This window comes from Tatumella ptyseos (assembly GCF_030552895.1).
In the GTDB taxonomy this organism is placed as follows: Bacteria; Pseudomonadota; Gammaproteobacteria; order Enterobacterales; family Enterobacteriaceae; genus Rosenbergiella; species Rosenbergiella ptyseos_A.
On the sequence record NZ_CP130649.1, the window covers coordinates 764,931 to 782,788 of the forward strand.

At 40.1% G+C, this 17,858-nt stretch carries 19 protein-coding genes; 18 read left to right on the forward strand and 1 reads right to left on the reverse strand.

The genetic code is table 11. The annotated features are described in order from the left end of the window. The first annotated feature begins 35 nt into the window (after positions 1–35). The 3 genes from mazG to eno all read left to right on the forward strand — a co-directional run bounded on the left by mazG (position 36) and on the right by eno (position 4,027). Entirely contained in the window at positions 36–839 is an 804-nt protein-coding gene (gene mazG / locus QJR74_RS03685; protein ID WP_304373269.1) for a nucleoside triphosphate pyrophosphohydrolase, read from the forward strand. A 162-nt stretch (positions 840–1,001) separates the two neighbouring features. Continuing rightward, positions 1,002–2,639 (forward strand): glutamine hydrolyzing CTP synthase, encoded by a 1,638-nt coding sequence (gene pyrG, locus QJR74_RS03690; protein WP_304373270.1) that lies wholly within the window; start codon positions 1,002–1,004, stop codon positions 2,637–2,639. Between the two features lie 86 nt (positions 2,640–2,725). Next, positions 2,726–4,027 (forward strand): phosphopyruvate hydratase, encoded by a 1,302-nt coding sequence (eno, locus tag QJR74_RS03695; protein WP_304373271.1) that lies wholly within the window; start codon positions 2,726–2,728, stop codon positions 4,025–4,027. 60 nt (positions 4,028–4,087) lie between these two features. Here eno and QJR74_RS03700 read toward each other — a convergent pair whose 3' ends face one another. Next, a complete protein-coding gene (locus tag QJR74_RS03700) occupies positions 4,088–5,416 on the reverse strand; it encodes a GntR family transcriptional regulator (protein ID WP_304373272.1) in 1,329 nt (442 codons plus the stop codon). 309 nt (positions 5,417–5,725) lie between these two features. Here QJR74_RS03700 and QJR74_RS03705 point away from each other — a divergent pair, with 309 nt between their 5' ends. The 15 genes from QJR74_RS03705 to queE all read left to right on the forward strand — a co-directional run bounded on the left by QJR74_RS03705 (position 5,726) and on the right by queE (position 17,855). Beyond that, positions 5,726–5,968, forward strand: a complete 243-nt coding sequence (locus QJR74_RS03705) for a Flp family type IVb pilin (RefSeq protein WP_304373273.1) — start codon at positions 5,726–5,728, stop codon at positions 5,966–5,968. Between the two features lie 66 nt (positions 5,969–6,034). Next, the gene (locus QJR74_RS15205; protein WP_369685582.1) at positions 6,035–6,442 is read left to right on the forward strand and encodes an A24 family peptidase; all 408 of its coding nucleotides are present in this window, start codon (positions 6,035–6,037) and stop codon (positions 6,440–6,442) included. Positions 6,443–6,455: 13 nt separating this feature from the next. Beyond that, entirely contained in the window at positions 6,456–7,223 is a 768-nt protein-coding gene (locus tag QJR74_RS03710) for a hypothetical protein (RefSeq protein ID WP_304373274.1), read from the forward strand. Continuing rightward, the gene (locus tag QJR74_RS03715) at positions 7,210–8,571 is read left to right on the forward strand and encodes a type II and III secretion system protein family protein (RefSeq protein ID WP_304373275.1); all 1,362 of its coding nucleotides are present in this window, start codon (positions 7,210–7,212) and stop codon (positions 8,569–8,571) included. The genes QJR74_RS03710 and QJR74_RS03715 overlap by 14 nt, the downstream gene beginning before the upstream one ends. Then, a complete protein-coding gene (locus QJR74_RS03720) occupies positions 8,571–9,017 on the forward strand; it encodes a hypothetical protein (RefSeq protein WP_304373276.1) in 447 nt (148 codons plus the stop codon). The genes QJR74_RS03715 and QJR74_RS03720 overlap by 1 nt, the downstream gene beginning before the upstream one ends. 25 nt (positions 9,018–9,042) lie before the next feature. After that, the gene (locus QJR74_RS03725; RefSeq protein WP_304373277.1) at positions 9,043–10,164 is read left to right on the forward strand and encodes a hypothetical protein; all 1,122 of its coding nucleotides are present in this window, start codon (positions 9,043–9,045) and stop codon (positions 10,162–10,164) included. Positions 10,165–10,170: 6 nt separating this feature from the next. After that, entirely contained in the window at positions 10,171–11,442 is a 1,272-nt protein-coding gene (locus QJR74_RS03730; RefSeq protein WP_304373278.1) for a CpaF family protein, read from the forward strand. A gap of 4 nt (positions 11,443–11,446) precedes the next feature. Continuing rightward, the gene (locus QJR74_RS03735) at positions 11,447–12,379 is read left to right on the forward strand and encodes a type II secretion system F family protein (RefSeq protein WP_304373279.1); all 933 of its coding nucleotides are present in this window, start codon (positions 11,447–11,449) and stop codon (positions 12,377–12,379) included. Between the two features lies 1 nt (position 12,380). Next, positions 12,381–13,226: a type II secretion system F family protein gene (locus tag QJR74_RS03740; protein ID WP_304373280.1), complete on the forward strand. Its 846-nt coding sequence runs from the start codon at positions 12,381–12,383 to the stop codon at positions 13,224–13,226. Continuing rightward, positions 13,219–13,959: a tetratricopeptide repeat protein gene (locus tag QJR74_RS03745; protein ID WP_304373281.1), complete on the forward strand. Its 741-nt coding sequence runs from the start codon at positions 13,219–13,221 to the stop codon at positions 13,957–13,959. Before QJR74_RS03740 ends, QJR74_RS03745 begins: the two co-directional genes overlap by 8 nt. A 9-nt stretch (positions 13,960–13,968) precedes the next feature. After that, a complete protein-coding gene (locus tag QJR74_RS03750; protein ID WP_304373282.1) occupies positions 13,969–14,475 on the forward strand; it encodes a hypothetical protein in 507 nt (168 codons plus the stop codon). Continuing rightward, entirely contained in the window at positions 14,472–15,038 is a 567-nt protein-coding gene (gene tadF / locus QJR74_RS03755; RefSeq protein ID WP_304373283.1) for a tight adherence pilus pseudopilin TadF, read from the forward strand. The genes QJR74_RS03750 and tadF overlap by 4 nt, the downstream gene beginning before the upstream one ends. A 3-nt stretch (positions 15,039–15,041) precedes the next feature. Continuing rightward, a complete protein-coding gene (locus QJR74_RS03760) occupies positions 15,042–15,425 on the forward strand; it encodes a hypothetical protein (protein ID WP_304373284.1) in 384 nt (127 codons plus the stop codon). After that, on the forward strand, positions 15,407–17,113 hold the full coding sequence (locus tag QJR74_RS03765) for a hypothetical protein (RefSeq protein ID WP_304373285.1): 1,707 nt from the start codon (positions 15,407–15,409) through the stop codon (positions 17,111–17,113). The genes QJR74_RS03760 and QJR74_RS03765 overlap by 19 nt, the downstream gene beginning before the upstream one ends. Before the next feature lie 70 nt (positions 17,114–17,183). Next, a complete protein-coding gene (queE, locus tag QJR74_RS03770; RefSeq protein ID WP_304373286.1) occupies positions 17,184–17,855 on the forward strand; it encodes a 7-carboxy-7-deazaguanine synthase QueE in 672 nt (223 codons plus the stop codon). The last annotated feature ends 3 nt before the right edge of the window (positions 17,856–17,858 follow it).

The following is a 17,858-nucleotide window of genomic DNA, read 5'->3' on the forward strand; positions in this document are numbered from 1 at the left end:
CTCAGGAGTGGTTTTTTCTTATTAAGAGGTTTTTTATGAGTGATTCATCATTGTCGCAATTATTGTCAGTGATGCAGCGCTTGCGTGATCCGGAGCAAGGGTGTGAATGGGATAAACAACAGACCTTCGATACTATTGCACCCTATACGCTAGAGGAGTGTTATGAAGTATTGGATGCCATTGCGCGTCAAGACTTTACCGACTTGCAGCAAGAACTTGGTGATCTGCTTTATCAAATCGTGTTTTATGCACAAATGGCTACCGAACAAGGGTTGTTCAATTTCGACGATGTATGCCGAGCTATTACTCAAAAATTGATTCGTCGCCATCCTGATGTCTTTACTGATGCTCAGTCGACGCAAGGATGGGAACACATCAAACAGCAAGAGCGTGAACAGAAAAAACAGTTCTCTTTACTCGACGATATTCCTCACGCGATGCCCGCTCTACTTCGTGCCGATAAAATCCAACAGCGTTGTCAGACGGTTGGCTTTGACTGGGACACGCTGGGCCCTGTGGTAGATAAGGTCAAAGAGGAGCTTGATGAAGTGATGGAAGAGGCAACGATGGTTGACCGTAATCCAGAACGTCTTGAAGAAGAGTTAGGTGATCTCCTTTTCGCAACCGTAAATCTGACGCGTCATCTAGGCGCGCGGGCGGAGACTGCCTTACATAAGGCTAACCTAAAATTCGAACGACGCTTTCGTCAGGTTGAACAAAAAATAGTAGAGCAGGGGCTTACGCTTGAACAAGCGTCGCTCGAGCAAATGGAACAGGCTTGGCAACGCGTCAAGGAAGATGAAAAAAAAGCGAACACTCAGGAGTCGGGTGATTGCTGATTGAAATCAACAGAGAGGCATGGCAGATTAGTTATCATCATTGTAATGTGAACATCTAAGGGGGGCGGTGAATGAGCAATTGTGGCACCACAGAGTTTCGGGTATACTGTTTTCCCGTCCTGGTGCATCCACCGTCTTTAAACCTAAACCTTCAGGTTCTGCATGACAACTAACTATATTTTTGTGACCGGCGGGGTCGTTTCCTCTCTGGGTAAAGGCATTGCCGCAGCCTCTCTGGCAGCCATTCTTGAAGCTCGTGGTCTCAAAGTGACCATTATGAAGCTTGACCCCTATATCAACGTCGATCCTGGGACAATGAGCCCGACTCAACATGGTGAAGTGTTTGTCACGGACGATGGTGCCGAAACGGATCTCGACTTAGGCCACTATGAGCGTTTTATTCGTACCCGCATGAGCCGTCGTAACAACTTTACGACTGGACGTATTTACTCAGAAGTTCTGAGAAAAGAGCGCCGTGGCGACTATTTGGGTGCAACCATTCAAGTTATTCCTCACATCACTAATGCTATCAAAGAGCGCATCATTGAAGGTGGCGAAGGCCACGATGTGGTATTAGTCGAAATTGGTGGTACCGTTGGAGATATCGAATCGCTACCTTTCCTAGAAGCGATTCGTCAAATGGCAGTAGATGTAGGACGTGAGCACACGCTTTACATGCACTTGACTTTAGTTCCTTACATGGCCGCAGCGGGCGAAGTCAAAACTAAGCCTACGCAACACTCAGTTAAAGAGTTGCTCTCTATCGGTATTCAGCCGGATATGCTGATCTGCCGTTCAGACCGCGCCGTGCCAGCGAATGAGCGGGCAAAAATCGCGTTGTTCTGTAACGTTCCAGAAAAAGCAGTTATTTCTCTGAAAGATGTCGATTCGATCTACAAAATCCCAGGGATGTTAAAATCCCAAGGGTTAGATGACTATATTTGTAAGCGCTTTAATCTTAACCCACCTGTTGCCGATCTCTCCGAGTGGGAGCAAGTGATTTATGAAGAAGCGAACCCAGGTGGTGAAGTCACTATCGGGATGGTAGGCAAATATATTGAGCTTCCAGATGCTTATAAGTCTGTTATTGAAGCGTTGAAACATGCTGGCCTCAAAAACCGTGTCACTGTTAATATCAAGCTAATTGACTCGCAAGATGTTGAGACTCGGGGAACCGAAGTACTTAAAGATCTTGATGCAATCCTTATTCCTGGTGGTTTTGGAGCACGCGGTATTGAAGGCAAAATTATGACCGCCCAATACGCACGTGAAAACAAAATTCCTTATTTAGGAATCTGTTTAGGGATGCAAATCGCGCTGATTGAATTCGCACGCAATGTGGCAGGTATGCAAGGTGCAAACTCCACTGAATTTGATGCGAACTGTCAATCACCGGTTGTAGCACTAATTACTGAATGGCGTGATGAAGAAGGTAATCTAGAGGTTCGTGATGAGAAGAGCGATTTAGGTGGAACCATGCGCCTAGGTAGCCAACCTTGTCAGCTAACGGATGACAGTATCGTCCGTAAACTTTACGGCTCTAGTACTATCGTTGAGCGTCATCGCCATCGTTACGAAGTTAATAATTTCTTATTAAAGCCAATCGAGAAAGCGGGCTTGCGCATCGCGGGTCGTTCTGGCGACGATCAATTAGTAGAAATTATTGAAAACCCTAACCATCCTTGGTTTGTTGCGTGTCAATTCCACCCAGAATTCACCTCAACACCACGCGATGGACACCCACTATTTTCAGGATTCGTGGGTGCCGCGGTAGATTTTCAAAAGCGGATGGATAAGTAAGCTTTTTGGTGCAGCCAGTGAACCTTTCACTGGCTGTGTGTCTTAGATTTAAGAACGTTAGCTTAACTAGTACTGAGGAACAACGCATGTCCAAAATCGTAAAAATCATCGGTCGTGAAATTATTGATTCGCGTGGCAATCCGACTGTTGAAGCAGAAGTGCATTTAGAAGGCGGTTTCGTAGGTTTAGCGGCTGCGCCATCAGGCGCATCGACAGGTTCCCGTGAAGCACTGGAATTACGTGACGGTGATAAATCACGTTTTCTGGGCAAAGGCGTAACCAAAGCCGTCGATGCGGTTAACGGCCCAATCGCTGACGCGTTAACGGGTAAAGATGCGAAAGACCAAGCTAACATCGATAATATCATGATCGAGTTAGACGGTACTGAGAACAAGTCCAAATTTGGTGCGAACGCTATCTTAGCAGTCTCTCTTGCTGCAGCGAAAGCTGCTGCTGCATCAAAAGGCCAACCTCTGTACGAGCATATTGCTGAGCTAAACGGTACTCCAGGTAAATTCTCAATGCCATTACCTATGATGAATATCATCAACGGTGGTGAGCATGCAGATAATAACGTCGATATTCAAGAGTTTATGGTGCAGCCTATTGGGGCATCAAGCCTGAAAGAAGCGGTACGTATTGGCTCAGAGATTTTCCACCACTTAGCTAAAGTATTAAAAGCTAAAGGGATGAACACTGCAGTGGGTGACGAAGGCGGCTATGCGCCAAACCTTGGTTCGAACGCTGATGCCTTAGCGGCAATCGCTGAAGCGGTAAAAGCGGCAGGTTATGAGCTAGGTAAAGACGTAACTTTAGCCATGGACTGTGCTGCCTCTGAGTTCTATAACAAAGAGACGGGTAACTATGAGCTGAAAGGTGAAGGAAAAACCTTCACTTCTCAAGAGTTCACCCATTACTTAGAAGAGCTGACCAAGCAATACCCAATCGTTTCTATTGAAGACGGTTTGGATGAATCTGACTGGGACGGTTTCGCTTATCAAACCAAAGTATTAGGCGATAATATTCAGTTAGTCGGCGATGACCTATTCGTTACCAATACCAAAATCCTTAAAGAAGGTATCGAAAAAGGTATTGCTAACTCAATCCTGATCAAATTTAACCAAATTGGTTCACTGACTGAAACCTTAGCGGCGATCAAAATGGCTAAAGATGCTGGCTATACTGCAGTCATCTCTCACCGTTCAGGTGAGACTGAAGATGCCACTATTGCTGACTTAGCAGTAGGGACTGCAGCAGGTCAAATCAAAACTGGTTCAATGAGCCGTTCAGATCGTGTTGCGAAATACAACCAACTGATTCGTATCGAAGAAGCGTTAGGTGCTAAAGCAACATTTAATGGTCTAAAAGAAGTAAAAGGCCAAGCATAATCGCTGAATGATGCTATGGAGCCCTCAATAATGAGGGCTTTTTTTTGTCCATAATATAGGTTAACCAGGCTGAAGTAAGGAAGCGTTGACGCGTTCTAACTCGCTTTGGGTAAGTAAGCCATGGGGAAAAAGAAAATATTGATGATCATCTTGGGTTTGCGTGGTGATAGGAAATAAAACCGTATTGATTAACTGTATGGGGATTTCGCTTACTCTTGCTAAAAAACAACTAAACCCATACTCATCATCATGATTAAGTTCTAAGGTTGATAGCTGATTAAGACAGATTTCGCGGGCAAGTCTCGATTTTATATGGCGTTCTTCAAGCAATGCTGTGAGATATTTCATAAGATAAGATGAAGCTAAAAATGTCTCAACCAAATAAAAATTTACCGGTGGATAGGTGCTACTGAGTACGATATTAAGCTCGTTGAAATCTGCGATAAGACTAGGTGGTAACACCAGTAAGGCCACATTATAGGAACTCCCCACTATTTCGATAAGTTGTGTCAAATAGATAATAGTGACGTTATTGGGCTGTAAAAAGAGTGGTGGAGAAAGTGAGTGACCAAATCCAAGCATCGCATAACTATCGTCTTCGATAATCATTATTCTATTGTCAGCGGCCCACTGATAAAGCTGGGCCTTACGTTCCGCACTTAAGCGCGTAGCCATCGGGTATTGCAACGTAGGCATGCAGAGTAGGGTGGCGTCCGTGACCAGTGGAAGATGCGTAACACATATTCCTTCTTGATCAACCGGAACTAAAATAATGTCAAAATTGAATTGCTTGAAAAGCGTACGAATATGAGGTTGGCAAGGCTCCTCAATAATTACTATCGTTTGCTTTCGCTGTTGCAGATAAAGGGCAATAAGGGTTAGCGCCTCTTGAAAACCAGAAAATAATAATAAAGAATCAGACTCAACAGTCATACCACGTGATAATTTTAAAAATCGTTGTAAGTGACTGGCATCGAATGAGGAAATAGAGCGAGAAAAATTGTCATAATCATTCGCCCAGCGCTTAATAAAGTGCGGGGGAAGTTTACAAGTTCGTCGTTGTTCAAGTCTTTGCAGCTGTCTTTCAGTCTCCTCCTCAGGGGAAACAGATAATTCTTTTAAATGACTATCAGCCTGTGGCAGCGTAAATGATTGGGGAGGGATACTATTTTTTATCACTATATAGCCACTGCGTTCAAAACCTTGAATATATCCCATTAACTCAAGCTGTTTATAGACCACCAATATCGTACCACGGGAGACCTTATATTGGTTACTCATGCAACGAATAGAGGGTAAAAGATCTCCCTTATTAAGGGTTCCATTTATTATCATGGAAACGATATCGTTAATTATCTCTTCTTTTACTAATCCTTTAGTCTTGGACATCTCACCCTCATCACTATTACGTTAGATAATAAATGAATTAAAATTATATAAATTAATTATAAAAAGCTATATCGAAAGAAGTATTAATTTTAATGTTTATTTTAATGATAACCGCTAATACGGCAATGATATTTTATCATATCATTAATGTTTTAATTCTTCTAAAGTACTGACATATTTTTAAATTAAAACTGTATCTTGCTAAAATTAATTGTTGAAGTAGCATAAGTGCTGTGGTTTTAAATGGATATTTTAAACCTGTTTCATCATTGGTAATATTTTTATTTGAATAGTTAATAAGGAAAATTAATGAAAGATAAAATTATGTACGGAGTGGTCTATAGTCAAAATATGGTTGGCCAAACCGTAGGGAAAATGAAGGATAAGCTTAGCAAAGAAGATGGTGTGACAGCAATTGAGTATGCAGTTATTGCTGTTGCAATAAGTGCGATGCTTCTGACTGTATTTGGTAATAAAGATGGATCGTTCATCAAAGCTATCACGGACAAATTTGCCGATCTGAATACTAATATTAAAGGAACGATTCCTTAATAGTTTAAAGTTAACCTCTTTAATGCCGATAAAGGAGGTAGACTCCTTTATCGTAATGAGTTAATGATGTTTTACTTGATAGCGGTTATCCTTATCAGGATAGGTTATACAGATATTAGATTTAGGATAATAGAAAATAAATGCGTCCTAATCATACTATTAATTAACGTATTTAAATTTTTTATCGGTAACGAAGAAATTTATCTTTATTCTTCTTTTCTAATTTTTTCGGTAGGGCTTGTCTGTATATTAACTAATTGCGTTGGGGCGGGGGATATCAAGTTACTTACAGTGTTAGGGATGGTGTTTCCACCACGGGAAATACCCGACTTTATATTTTTGGTTACTGTTTCAGGTTTACCTCTAATTTTAATTGTTTTTCTTTTGCACCGCTTCTCAAAAGGGAAGTTTTCAAAGACACTTCCTTACGGTGTAGCAATAATTAGCGGGTATTTACTTAAAGTATTAATGTAAATTAGGGAATAAAGTGAATCAACGGCTGATAATTATAATTTCTATCTTCCTATTTCTTCTAGGTATTGTAGGGATCTACCTCTCTGACTCTGAGGTCGAAACGACTCAACAGCAATCGGAACCGCAAGTGACCTATTTTATCACCAAGCGTGCAATGGCGACCGGTGAACTCCTGACTAAAGATGACTATGATGAGAAAATTGAAACGTTAGCCGCCGACGAACCCTTACCCGAACAGTTAAAAATGGTAGAGGGGCTTTATCTTAAGGAGGCAGTTCAGCCGGGTACTACACTGACTACATCACTCTTAACGAAAGAAAAGCCAGCCGTTACACTGTCATCCGAACTATTTCGTTACACCGTGGATCTTAATAAAAGATATATCAATAATTTAAATGGTTTATTACCTGGTGCTGCCGTAGACGTTTATTTACGATTTGAATCACCAAAAAGAGAGCATGAAAACCGATCAACGATTTATCGCGGCGAGTCGGTAGTAAAAATTGTTAAGATTTTTAAGAATAAAAAATTACTCACTCATGTGATGAAAGGTAAAAAAATATTAAGTGATGATGAGAAAGAAGGTTTTACTCCATCAGGGATATTAGACAAGGATGATGAGAATTATACAGTCGATATTGAACTGACTCGTTCAGATCTAAAGAAGATTTACCAGATTGAAAATAAATACGAAATGATCGTCTTTCCAGCTGAGGTGGTTACAAAAAATAATACCGATACTGGTAACAATACTAAAGGTGTAAGTAATGGGAAGAAATAAATCAGGAAGTGGAAAATATATATCGTTAATTCGGTTGATGTTGCTGTTTTTTTTCATGCTTCCCATTACTAGTCAAGCTGAAACGATCTACCTTTCGAAAGGTGGAGCGAGAACCATCAAGAGTAATACTCCCATTGATACTGTTTTTACGACCGACTCTAATGTCGTTAATTATAATATGATTAGCGATAATGAAGTGGTTATATATGGTGTTGATAACGGCGATGGAGAGATTTTAATCGTACAGAATGATGTGACACGTAATATTAAAGTCACCGTTGATCCTCTAATGGGTAAGTTAACTAAGCAAGTTGAAGACCAATTTGTTGGGTCGAGTATAGGTATTAAAAAAGTAGGTGATAGCTATATTTTGACAGGCACAGCAGCAGATGAAGAGAGCCGAGATGCTATTTATCAAATTGTGGGAGAGGCCTTAGGCCTTGAACGTAGCGAGCTGAAAACTTCTTTTAATAGTAGTGGCAACGGCGACCAATTACAGCAAGATAATATAGGCTACTTAAGTCAATACACATATCGAAAACTACAAAATAAAATAAATTTACCTTTTGCTAATCAGGTCAACGTGAAAATTTCTATTGTAGAGTTAAATAGAAATTACAGCGATGCACTCGGGATAGAGTGGGGCCAGGCAATGGATGTCGGCAGTTTTGTGTTGAATAAATTAAAATTTGATGCAACCCAGCTCACCTCAGTCATTAATGCCTTAGGTAATGAGTCTGTGGCAAGAGTACTGGCTGAACCTAATCTCTCAGTTCTTTCAGGTGAAACTGCTGATTTTCTAGTAGGCGGTGAAATCCCTATCCTAACAAGTTCTTCCAATGGCAGTTCGGTGGAATATAAGGAAGTGGGAATTAAGATGTTGATTGCCGCAAAAGTTGAGAATAGCCAAAAAGTGAGATTAACGCTCTCTCAGGAAGTCAGTAATGTCGACAGTAACAATATTAGTAAAACTAACGAACTGGTTTTACCATCAATTAAGTCAAGAAAATCAAGAACAACCATAGAACTTGCGGATGGTGAAAGTTTTGTACTAGCCGGTTTATTGAGTGAGTCTGAAAAAGAGATTTTGAAGAAAGTTCCTTATATTGGTGATATTCCTGTGTTAGGTGCTTTCTTTCGTTCGACATCTTCGCAACGTGAGCGAACTGAGTTAGTAGTAGTTGCAACCGTTAACTTAGTACGCCCAATTTCGTCGGCACAAGTAACCTTACCTAATTGGCAACGCAGTACTTTGTTAGAACGATATCTCAATATTGGAGGGTCGACGAATCAAACATCTAAAAAATCTGTCGTGGAATTTCTTGAGCAGGGAGGATTTATTTACTAATGCGTATAAGAAACTTTTCCTTAGTATCAGCCCTGGTGCTTTTTTTTAGCTCCATATCACTCTGTTCCGCTAGTGAATATAACTTTCCGATTGTGGGACGTAGCGATATTGAACAGGAAATAGCGATATCAAAATTATTGCCGTTTTATCAATATTTAGGTGGCCAAGTTAAAATTCAGTGGGCAAATCCTGAGTTAACCCCATCCATTACTAAAATTGAAAGTATGTTAGTCAAAGAAGGAATAAAAAAACAGGATATTGTCCGAAACTATATGCTGAGTATGTCGAGCAAGAATCAATCTCGCGATTCAATTTTACTAGTTCTTAATACTTTACACAGCCGCAGTGATTGCCTTACCTATCGTTTAGATATCTCTTCCAAAGCCATGGGAAAAGATAGTTGTGCAATTGATGACAATCTTGATGCGATGAAGATACGGAAATAATCTTTTAGTAGTACAAGGAATCGTTATGTTACTTTTTTCCGAATACACCAAAAATGATGATGTAGCCGAACACACTATTTTGGTTGTGACACCTGATCCAGATAAAATGGATAAGGTGTGCGAGCAATTAGCTATGCGGGATGTGGGTGAAATAAAGCGCTTCGTTGGCAATATCGACATGCTTGAACTCTTTAAAGACACCGCACACATTGATTGCATTGTGTTTGATGCTTCGCAAATAAGTTCGCCAGACAGTGCTACGGAAATTATTGACCTTCAGATATCTAAGAATGTCACCAAAATCGCATTCAGTACTACTGATTCTCTTTTGTTGGCTAATGAGTTTGAAAAGAAAAACATCCTTTACTGCCACTATCCCACACAACTTAATCGACTCGGGGGATTAGTTAATAATACTCATCAAGAGAAAACTGAAGGGAATAATGCTATCCGGATCACTATCATGAGTTGCAAAGGTGGTGTCGGAAATTCAATGCTTAGCTACTGTGCAGCAGAGTATATCGCTAATACTCGACAATCACCTACCTTAATTGTTCAAGGGGCTTACGGTAGTCAAAACTTAGATTTGATTTCTAAAGTGGCAATCTCTAATGAAGTAACCATGCTGCAAAAAAATCTATCAGGATTTTTTGAAGATAAAAATCATGCTTGGCAATATTATAATCCAGTTTATGATGATTATGATTGTATTGTTTTTGATTTTACTGCGTACAATGCAGCCGACGAAAATATTGAAAATGTTCTTACCCATACAGATTGTTTATTATTAGTATGCGATCGAGATATCTCATCATCAAGAATAGCAAAGAAAATTATCGAAGCTAATAATCACTTGATGAAAAGCAATAATGGCGTTAGAAGGATCTATATTTGCCATAATTTACATCATGGAAAAATAAGCGGCGAGATCAGTACTCAAGAAATCAGTGGATTAATTGGAAAACCTGTGGATATTACAATCCCTTATCTTATTAAACCAGGCGATCCATCTCTACCCATAAATTTCAGTGGTAAAAATAGTCACCATCTAGAAAGTTTATGTAATCTCCTTTTGGGTAAAAAGAATATAAATTCTTCATCAACTAGTTTACTAAGCTCTTTAAAAAAATTCACACAGGGACGCTAATGAGTTATGGCAGATAAATTCGATGACGTAGCGAAGCAGTTGAGAGGAATGGTTTTACCTGAGTTAGATATCGATATCATTGAAAACCTTCTTAGTGATCGTACTGCCCTGATCCGGGAAATATCCAAGACTGTACAACGCGTAAGCGTCGAACGAAACCTCTATCTACCTTCCGAAAATACCCAGATTCTCTCGGCAGCGATTGCCGATGAAATTCTAGGTGTTGGGCCACTGCGGGAGCTTATGGAAGACCCAACCGTGAGTGATATTTTGGTGAACGGGCCAGATAAAATTTTCGTCGAACGCAGTGGAAAGTTGGTTAGAACGAATAAACGTTTCATCGACAATCAACAATTGACGGAGATTGCTAAACGTCTTGTTAACCGAGTGGGGCGTCGTATCGATGAATCACAGCCACTGGTTGATGCAAGGATGAGTGACGGTAGTCGTTTAAATGTCGTGATTAATCCCATTACGTTGGATGGTACCTCAATTTCCATTCGTAAATTCAGCACGGTCTCTCGGACGTTAAAGGATTTAGTCAGTTGGGGGGCAATGAATGAGCAAATGGCGAATTTTTTAGCCTTAGCAGTTGGCTGCCAAGCGAACATTATAATCTCGGGAGGAACAGGTTCAGGTAAGACGACATTATTAAATGCATTATCTCGGCATATTAATAGTGACGAACGCATCATTACTTTAGAAGATGCGGCAGAACTGAAACTCCAGCAAGAACATGTTGTTCGATTAGAAACAAAGATGGCAGGGGTTGAAAGTAGCGGGCAAGTGACTATGCGTGATCTGATGATTAACACATTACGTATGCGTCCAGACCGCATTATTGTTGGGGAGTGTCGGGGGGGCGAAACCTTCGAGATGCTTCAAGCCATGAATACCGGACATGATGGCTCGATGACAACATTACACGCAAACTCACCCCGTGATGCGGTGGCTCGGCTCGAGAATATGGTCATGATGGCCGGATTGAATCTTCCTCTAGAATCAATAAGAAGGAACATTAGCTCAGCGGTCAATTTACTCATTCAAGCAAACCGCTTACACGACGGTTCTCGTAAAATAACCCATATTACAGAAATTATGGGGCTAGAAGGCGATACCATAATTTTACAAGATATCTTTACCTTCCAAATTGCTGAGTCTGTTAACGGGAAGGTTCAAGGTAAATTTGTAACGCCAGGTCTCTCAACGAGATCGAATGTTTATACTCGAGCGAAAATGCACTCTAAAGAAAATTATCTTAAGCAAATTTTTGGTTGATGCGATGAAGAGTATATCCTTTACTTTTATTATTCTATCTGCTTTGTTTGCCTTAATGGTTTTTATTAGGGTAAAGAAAACTCGCCATATCTTTACTAAGAGTGCCGATAGAAAAAATACTCTTAAAATGCTACTGGGTAGAGAGTTTTCTACTTCTGATAAACCGTCTTTCAATGAAATTTTTATCAAGTGGATAAATGATAGAGTTGAAAGTGTTAAGTCTGTATTTGTTCAGGATAACTTAATAAATTTCATTAAAATATTAACTGTGCCCATTATTTTTGTATTGGTGGTACAAATAATTAATATCAATTATCTTCATTTTTCAAGTGGCCCCATAGTGGCCGCCCTCACACCCGTTAGCTATTTCGTTTGGTATAAGATACTACTAAAGAAAAGGAAGAAAGAGTTTGAGGTCGATTTCACCGAGTCTATTTCTGCCATCAATGGTGCTATCTCATCAGGGCGAACTTTTTTGCAAGCAATGGATGACTACAGTAAGGGTAACGACAATAAATTAGCTAAGGAATTTGGAATTATCACTCGTAAAATTAACTTTGGTGATAATCCAGAAGTGGTTTTTTTAGAATCTTGGAAAAAATACCCCTATAAAGAATATTATTTCTTTATCGTAGCAATATTATTAAATATTAATAGTGGGGGGCGGCTAAGAGAGGTACTAAGTAAGTTACAGCGCTCACTGGCTAATAATGCTGCTATGGAAAAGAAGATGATGACCCTGACCTCAGAAATGAGGATGGCATCGAAGATCACCGGGGCGATTCCCTTTTTTTTCCTGGTGTTACTGAAATTTATTAGTGAAGAAAACTTTGATTTTATCTTTGAGGACCCGAGAGGGAATATTTTGCTTTACTATCTCTTAGGGAGCGTTGCAACAGGAGCATTAATAATTAAATTTTTGATGAGGAAAATATGATATGAATATTTTCATACTGCTCTTTTCTATCATGGTGTTCGTAGTAGTCGCAACATTCTTGTTCACTAAATATAGAAAATCGTTGATTAACAAAAGTATTACCCTCGTTGATCCTAATGTCCAAGCCCTTAAAATCCAAGAGCATAAAGAGCATTATCAAACAGAGGCTGTGCTTGAACAAAACAGCCAAACGCTGAGTTTATATCGACGAATCGATGGTAGCGTTGTCTTAAAGATCATGCTCGCTTTAGGACTGGCCACTATCAGTATTATCGCGACATATTTATTATCTTGGCAGATGAGTAGCAGTGACTATGTTGTGACGATTATATTGAGCATGGTCATTACTATTATATTACCTAGCATGTTACGCGCGATGTTCGTAAAGAAAAAAGTAAGAAAATTGACTGCTGAGCTACCTTGGATGATCGATCTGCTCGCCGTCAGCATTCAATGTGGTATGACGCCTGAACAAGCCTTTAAGTTTCTCGCCACTAAGATGTCAGGGATTAATCCTGATTTTGTACCTTTTTTACAAAGGTTGGTTAGAAGGACTGAAATGAGTGGCCTAAGTAATGCGCTCTACCACTTCAGTCAGGAGCTTCCCTCCACTGAAACACGTCTTTTCTGTTCCATGTTAGAGCAGAGTTTACAATATGGTTCCTCGCTATATGAACAATTCATGGAGCTTTCAAAAGAAATCCGTGAGATTCAACTTCTGGCAACTGAAGAAAATATTGGGAAATTATCTGCAAAGATGAGTGTGCCATTAATTCTCTTCTTTATGTTTCCCGTTGTCATTATCGTCGCCGCACCAGGCATTATGAGGGTTTTTTCAAATGGTTAAATCAGTGCGCAACCCATTGTTAGGTCTAGCCGTTATTTTATTGTTAACCAGTTGTTCTGGCAGCGATCATTCAACGGGTTCATATAAAAATAATACTTCAACTGCTAATGAACAACTTCTACTCAAAGTCAAAAATTACTCTGGCTTGATAAAAATGAAACGTGAGGAGTTAAAGAAATCGAATAACAATAAGGTCCGTTACGATTTAGCTAATTACTATTATTTATCCCAAGATTACCGTTCTTCGATGTTCTATTTAAAACCATTGCTTTCAACTGGTGCCTCTTCAGAGGTTTATTTGTTGCAAGCGAAAAACCTATCTGAATTAGGTGAGTACAAAAAATCTCTCAGCTTTATTGATATTGCATTGAGTAAAACACCAAACAATGCTGAAGCACTGAATGTAAAAGGGGTTATTCAAGCTCAAATGGGCGATCTTGATAACGCTTTAGTCTCATTTACTCGAGCAAGATCAGGATATAAGCAAGAAGAGGATGTCGTGAACAATATGGCGATGGTATATATTGCGCAAAAAAAATATACCGAAGCAGTACAATTACTATTACCTATTTATTTGCGGGGCTATAATAATTCACAACTCGAGCGTAATTTAGTCTTTGCGCTAGCGAAAAGTGGCGATCTACGTTACGCAAAAGATATTATAAAAAAACGTGGCTTCAGTAAGCACCCTGATTTGTTAGCAACGGATTTATTTAACGTTCAAACTTTTTGAAAATAAATTATGATAAAAGATTTTATAAATAAAATTAAGGCTAATCACGGTGTGATTGCGCTGGAATTCTCATTTATCTACATTATCTTTATAGGTTTCATTTTTATCATTTTCGAAGCCTGTAAAATTATATTTGTTATCACTTCTATGGAATATTCCTTATCAGAGGCAGCGAGGAGAAGTGCATATATTGATAATAAAACGACCAGTGCAAATTATACTGAGGTATTCAAAGAACATTTTTTCAAGCAAAGCGCATTTTGGGATTTTTTTATCGATCCTTCAGCGATAAAAATTGAAGCAAGTTTTTGTAGTACGGTCAATGAGTTGCTTAGGAACAGGTGTTCGTCTGTATATAATGAGCATAAGCGATTGGCTCTATATTCTGTCAGTTATAAGTACTTACCGTTAAAAGCTATCAAAGGGTACAAATGGTCAGAATCGCTTTACACGAGTTTAGACAGCTACCTTACTAGAAAAGTTGTTTATGTTATTGAGTCTTCGAGGTCTAAATGAAAAAGAGATTCTTTTCATTACTTATTGGCAATAAAGGCAGTGTTTTTATTGAGGCAGCCTTTATTTTTACCTTTTTATCGATATTAACCGTGGGATTATTGGAGTATGGCACTCTATTAGTATTAAAAAGCCAGGTTGAAAGAGTAAATTACTCTATTGCCTCGGTGATTCGTGAAAGGAGTGAGTTGTACAGTAAAAATGATGCGTTTACCACGTCAGAAATGAAAGAGATTTATGAATTAACCAAAGCATTGACCTATCATCGTTATGACAAAGAACTTTGTATTCGGATTGAATCAGTTCATTTTAAAGCACAGCAAAAGAAAGTCATCAGCCATCAACAAAGCGAAAATTATGGCTCGTCGCTATGTAATAAACTGAATACTACGCCGATTAGTAAAAAAATTGAATTTTCACCTTTAAGCAGTCGAAACCGTTGGTTGCCGATGTATCAAGTCTCCTTAATTATCCCTACCCCAGCCGGGTCATTAAACAAGCTTTTGAAAAAAGTTGATGCGCTTCCTGAAACGGTTTCTGCTCACACATTAATGCTAGTGAGATAAATAATGAGACGGGTTTTGCTATCTGGATTATTGTTGTTACTCAGTTTCCCGCTTTCGCTCCGTGCTTTTGAGGATAAAGGGAGAGAGTGCTTTATTTTTATTAATAGTTCGATTCCTGAACAATTATCGCTCTTTAATGAGTTTAATCACGAATTTTTTTTAAGTCGGAAACTTCAGGGACAGGGTAAGGTCACTTTTATTAATATTGGGCAGATACCGGTCGCCAATAGTTTTATTACACCGATTATTAACGATAGTCAGGGTATTTGGGTCAGAAAGTTCAAACCCCAGTCACTGCCTGCATTGTATTCAGTGTCTCATCAAAAAGCGCTTGCGCGAGTTATATTTACCACAGGAGAGATCCGCCAATGCTTACAAGGAAAGTAAGACATTTTTTTTTGAAAATTATCGGCGAACAGGGTGGTGTGATGATCTCTTTCGCTATTTTGCTTCCACTACTCATGATGTTAATTGCGTTAGCTTTAAACGCGCCGAAAATGTTTATCGCCAAATCCAAACTCAGTGATGTCGCGGCAGAGATAGGATTGATTGCCTCTTCAAAAAGTTCGGTAAATGAGAAAGAAACGTTCACTGACGACTTCAGGGAACTGACGGTTAACTTTGTGAAAGAGTATTTTCCAGAGAGTACCAAATCACCCTCGGTGAATATCCACTATTCTGAGTCAGGCTCCAATAGTGCCAATAATTCTACGTATAAAACCTATCATCCCACTATCCAACTTGAACTGCCTTTCCCTTTCTATAATGCTGTGTTATCTGCAGGAGAAAAAAATTTCACGCTTTCCTCCTCTCCAATTACGGTAAAAAAACAGGTTGCACGACCTATTGACTTGGTTTTTTTAGTCGATTTTTCGACCTCTCAAGCGTTAAATGGTGGCGTTAAATTGCTTAAAGGAGTAGTTGCTGACCTTAGCGATTTTGTTCTGTCAGCTAATCCAAAATCTAAAATCGCGCTGGTTCCTTACAGCTCTGGGGTCGCAGTGAAATATGATGAGCCAAATCAGCGCGGTGGGGAGAAAGCCGGCTGTAGTGTTCTGTTCGTTCCCAAACCAGATTGGGCGATTGATTATGCTTTCTGGGGAGATAAATACCTTAATTCAAAGTACAAAACTTTGAATGAGCAGCTCTACTATATGGATGAACGTCGTTACAATTATTACTCAAAAAATGTGGCGGGTGCAAAACCTGCTTTGTCGGCTAACACTCTACACAATGAATGGTGCCGAGAGAATCCGACTTATGGTAAGGCGGCTGGCCGTATGCGCTATTCATGCTTTGATAAGCGTTTCCAAAGCCAAGATTTGAATGGCAATGTGTACTATACCGACGATATGTTTACCCAGCGTTCCCAGCAGATTGTGAAAAACGAATATGCCAAGGCAGCCAGAATCCAAGCTGCGCAGGCTAGCGCTACCAAAGGCCAATCTATCGAACAAGATAGCGGCATCGACTACGAAGCGACCCTCCAAAAAATGTTTAGCGATGAAGCAATCATTACTTTTCCAATGCTCTGGGTAAAAAATGCCTCTGATGCAGACTATCGACCTTTTAATCAGATGTGTCACCATACAGGAACATGGACTAATAATAATCAGCTGACAAATGCCAAACTCTCTTCATGGTTGATCGATCTGACCAACGATAAGAAAAAAATCGACGAATTCCAAACCATGCAGGTTGGTGGCTGGACGGCGACGACATCAGGTTTAGTTCGTTCCGTACCGGTGATGATGAAAGGCAAGAATCCACGCAAAGTTTTTGTGATTATCACCGATGGTGACGATACGGGAGCGGCAGAGTTGGTCACGCAACGCTATTTAAAACAATATAAGCTCTGTGATCGAATAAAAGAAGGCATATTGGCGCGTCCCGAAACCAACGCGGAGCGGATTGATATCTATTATGTATCTACTACCAATTCCTCAAGTCGGGTCAAATTATGGCAGGATAATTGTTCTGGTGTAGGCAATGCGGCGTTAGCCAAAAACCGTAATGAAGTGGTTGACCTAATTAAAGGTTATCTCAGTGACGAAATCGGTAATTTTACTGACTAAGCATAATTGGGCATGATCAATCGGGTAACTTCTGCGATAATAGCCTTTTTCGAGCAGAAATTGAGTCTCCATGCTTTACCCAATAAATGAAATGTTCCAAACCTTACAAGGCGAAGGATTTTACACGGGCGCACCTGCCATCTTTATTCGCCTGCAAGGATGCCCTGTTGGCTGCAGTTGGTGTGATACCAAGCACACTTGGGAAAAGTACGCTGACCAACAGCAGCCGCTTACTGCCATTGTTCATAAAACGGCAGAGAGCGAAGCGTGGGCGGATGCCAGTGTCGAACAGTTATTAGCCGTTATTAACGAGCAAGGCTGGACTGCAAAGCATATCGTCATCACTGGCGGTGAGCCCGCACTGTATGATTTAACGGCGTTAACCGAACAGTTTGCACAGCAGGGATTTCAATGCCAAATCGAAACGAGTGGTACGCATCCTATTCGTTGCTCAGCGGCAACATGGGTGACGGTTTCGCCAAAAGTGAATATGCGCGGTGGCTATGATGTGTTGAACAGTGCTTTACTAAGAGCGAATGAGGTGAAACATCCTGTTGGACGTCAGCGCGATATTGACGCACTGGACCTCCTGCTTAGCCAAGTCCCACCTTCATCACAACGCATCATCGCCCTGCAACCAATAAGCTGTAAGAAGGCTGCGACTGAATTATGTATTGCGACCTGCATCGCGAGAAACTGGCGTTTTTCAATGCAGACGCATAAATACCTCAATATCGCTTAACGG

Excerpts from the sequence above, each read along its gene's own strand:
- mazG (WP_304373269.1), top strand. The coding sequence starts at position 36 with ATGAGTGATTCATCATTGTCGCAATTATTGTCAGTGATGCAGCGCTTG.
- pyrG (WP_304373270.1), top strand. The coding sequence starts at position 1,002 with ATGACAACTAACTATATTTTTGTGACCGGCGGGGTCGTTTCCTCTCTG.
- eno (WP_304373271.1), top strand. The coding sequence starts at position 2,726 with ATGTCCAAAATCGTAAAAATCATCGGTCGTGAAATTATTGATTCGCGT.
- QJR74_RS03700 (WP_304373272.1), bottom strand. The coding sequence starts at position 5,416 with ATGTCCAAGACTAAAGGATTAGTAAAAGAAGAGATAATTAACGATATC.
- QJR74_RS03705 (WP_304373273.1), top strand. The coding sequence starts at position 5,726 with ATGAAAGATAAAATTATGTACGGAGTGGTCTATAGTCAAAATATGGTT.
- QJR74_RS15205 (WP_369685582.1), top strand. The coding sequence starts at position 6,035 with ATGTTTTACTTGATAGCGGTTATCCTTATCAGGATAGGTTATACAGAT.
- QJR74_RS03715 (WP_304373275.1), top strand. The coding sequence starts at position 7,210 with ATGGGAAGAAATAAATCAGGAAGTGGAAAATATATATCGTTAATTCGG.
- QJR74_RS03720 (WP_304373276.1), top strand. The coding sequence starts at position 8,571 with ATGCGTATAAGAAACTTTTCCTTAGTATCAGCCCTGGTGCTTTTTTTT.
- QJR74_RS03725 (WP_304373277.1), top strand. The coding sequence starts at position 9,043 with ATGTTACTTTTTTCCGAATACACCAAAAATGATGATGTAGCCGAACAC.
- QJR74_RS03730 (WP_304373278.1), top strand. The coding sequence starts at position 10,171 with ATGGCAGATAAATTCGATGACGTAGCGAAGCAGTTGAGAGGAATGGTT.
- QJR74_RS03735 (WP_304373279.1), top strand. The coding sequence starts at position 11,447 with ATGAAGAGTATATCCTTTACTTTTATTATTCTATCTGCTTTGTTTGCC.
- QJR74_RS03740 (WP_304373280.1), top strand. The coding sequence starts at position 12,381 with ATGAATATTTTCATACTGCTCTTTTCTATCATGGTGTTCGTAGTAGTC.
- QJR74_RS03745 (WP_304373281.1), top strand. The coding sequence starts at position 13,219 with ATGGTTAAATCAGTGCGCAACCCATTGTTAGGTCTAGCCGTTATTTTA.
- QJR74_RS03750 (WP_304373282.1), top strand. The coding sequence starts at position 13,969 with ATGATAAAAGATTTTATAAATAAAATTAAGGCTAATCACGGTGTGATT.
- tadF (WP_304373283.1), top strand. The coding sequence starts at position 14,472 with ATGAAAAAGAGATTCTTTTCATTACTTATTGGCAATAAAGGCAGTGTT.
- QJR74_RS03760 (WP_304373284.1), top strand. The coding sequence starts at position 15,042 with ATGAGACGGGTTTTGCTATCTGGATTATTGTTGTTACTCAGTTTCCCG.
- QJR74_RS03765 (WP_304373285.1), top strand. The coding sequence starts at position 15,407 with ATGCTTACAAGGAAAGTAAGACATTTTTTTTTGAAAATTATCGGCGAA.
- queE (WP_304373286.1), top strand. The coding sequence starts at position 17,184 with ATGCTTTACCCAATAAATGAAATGTTCCAAACCTTACAAGGCGAAGGA.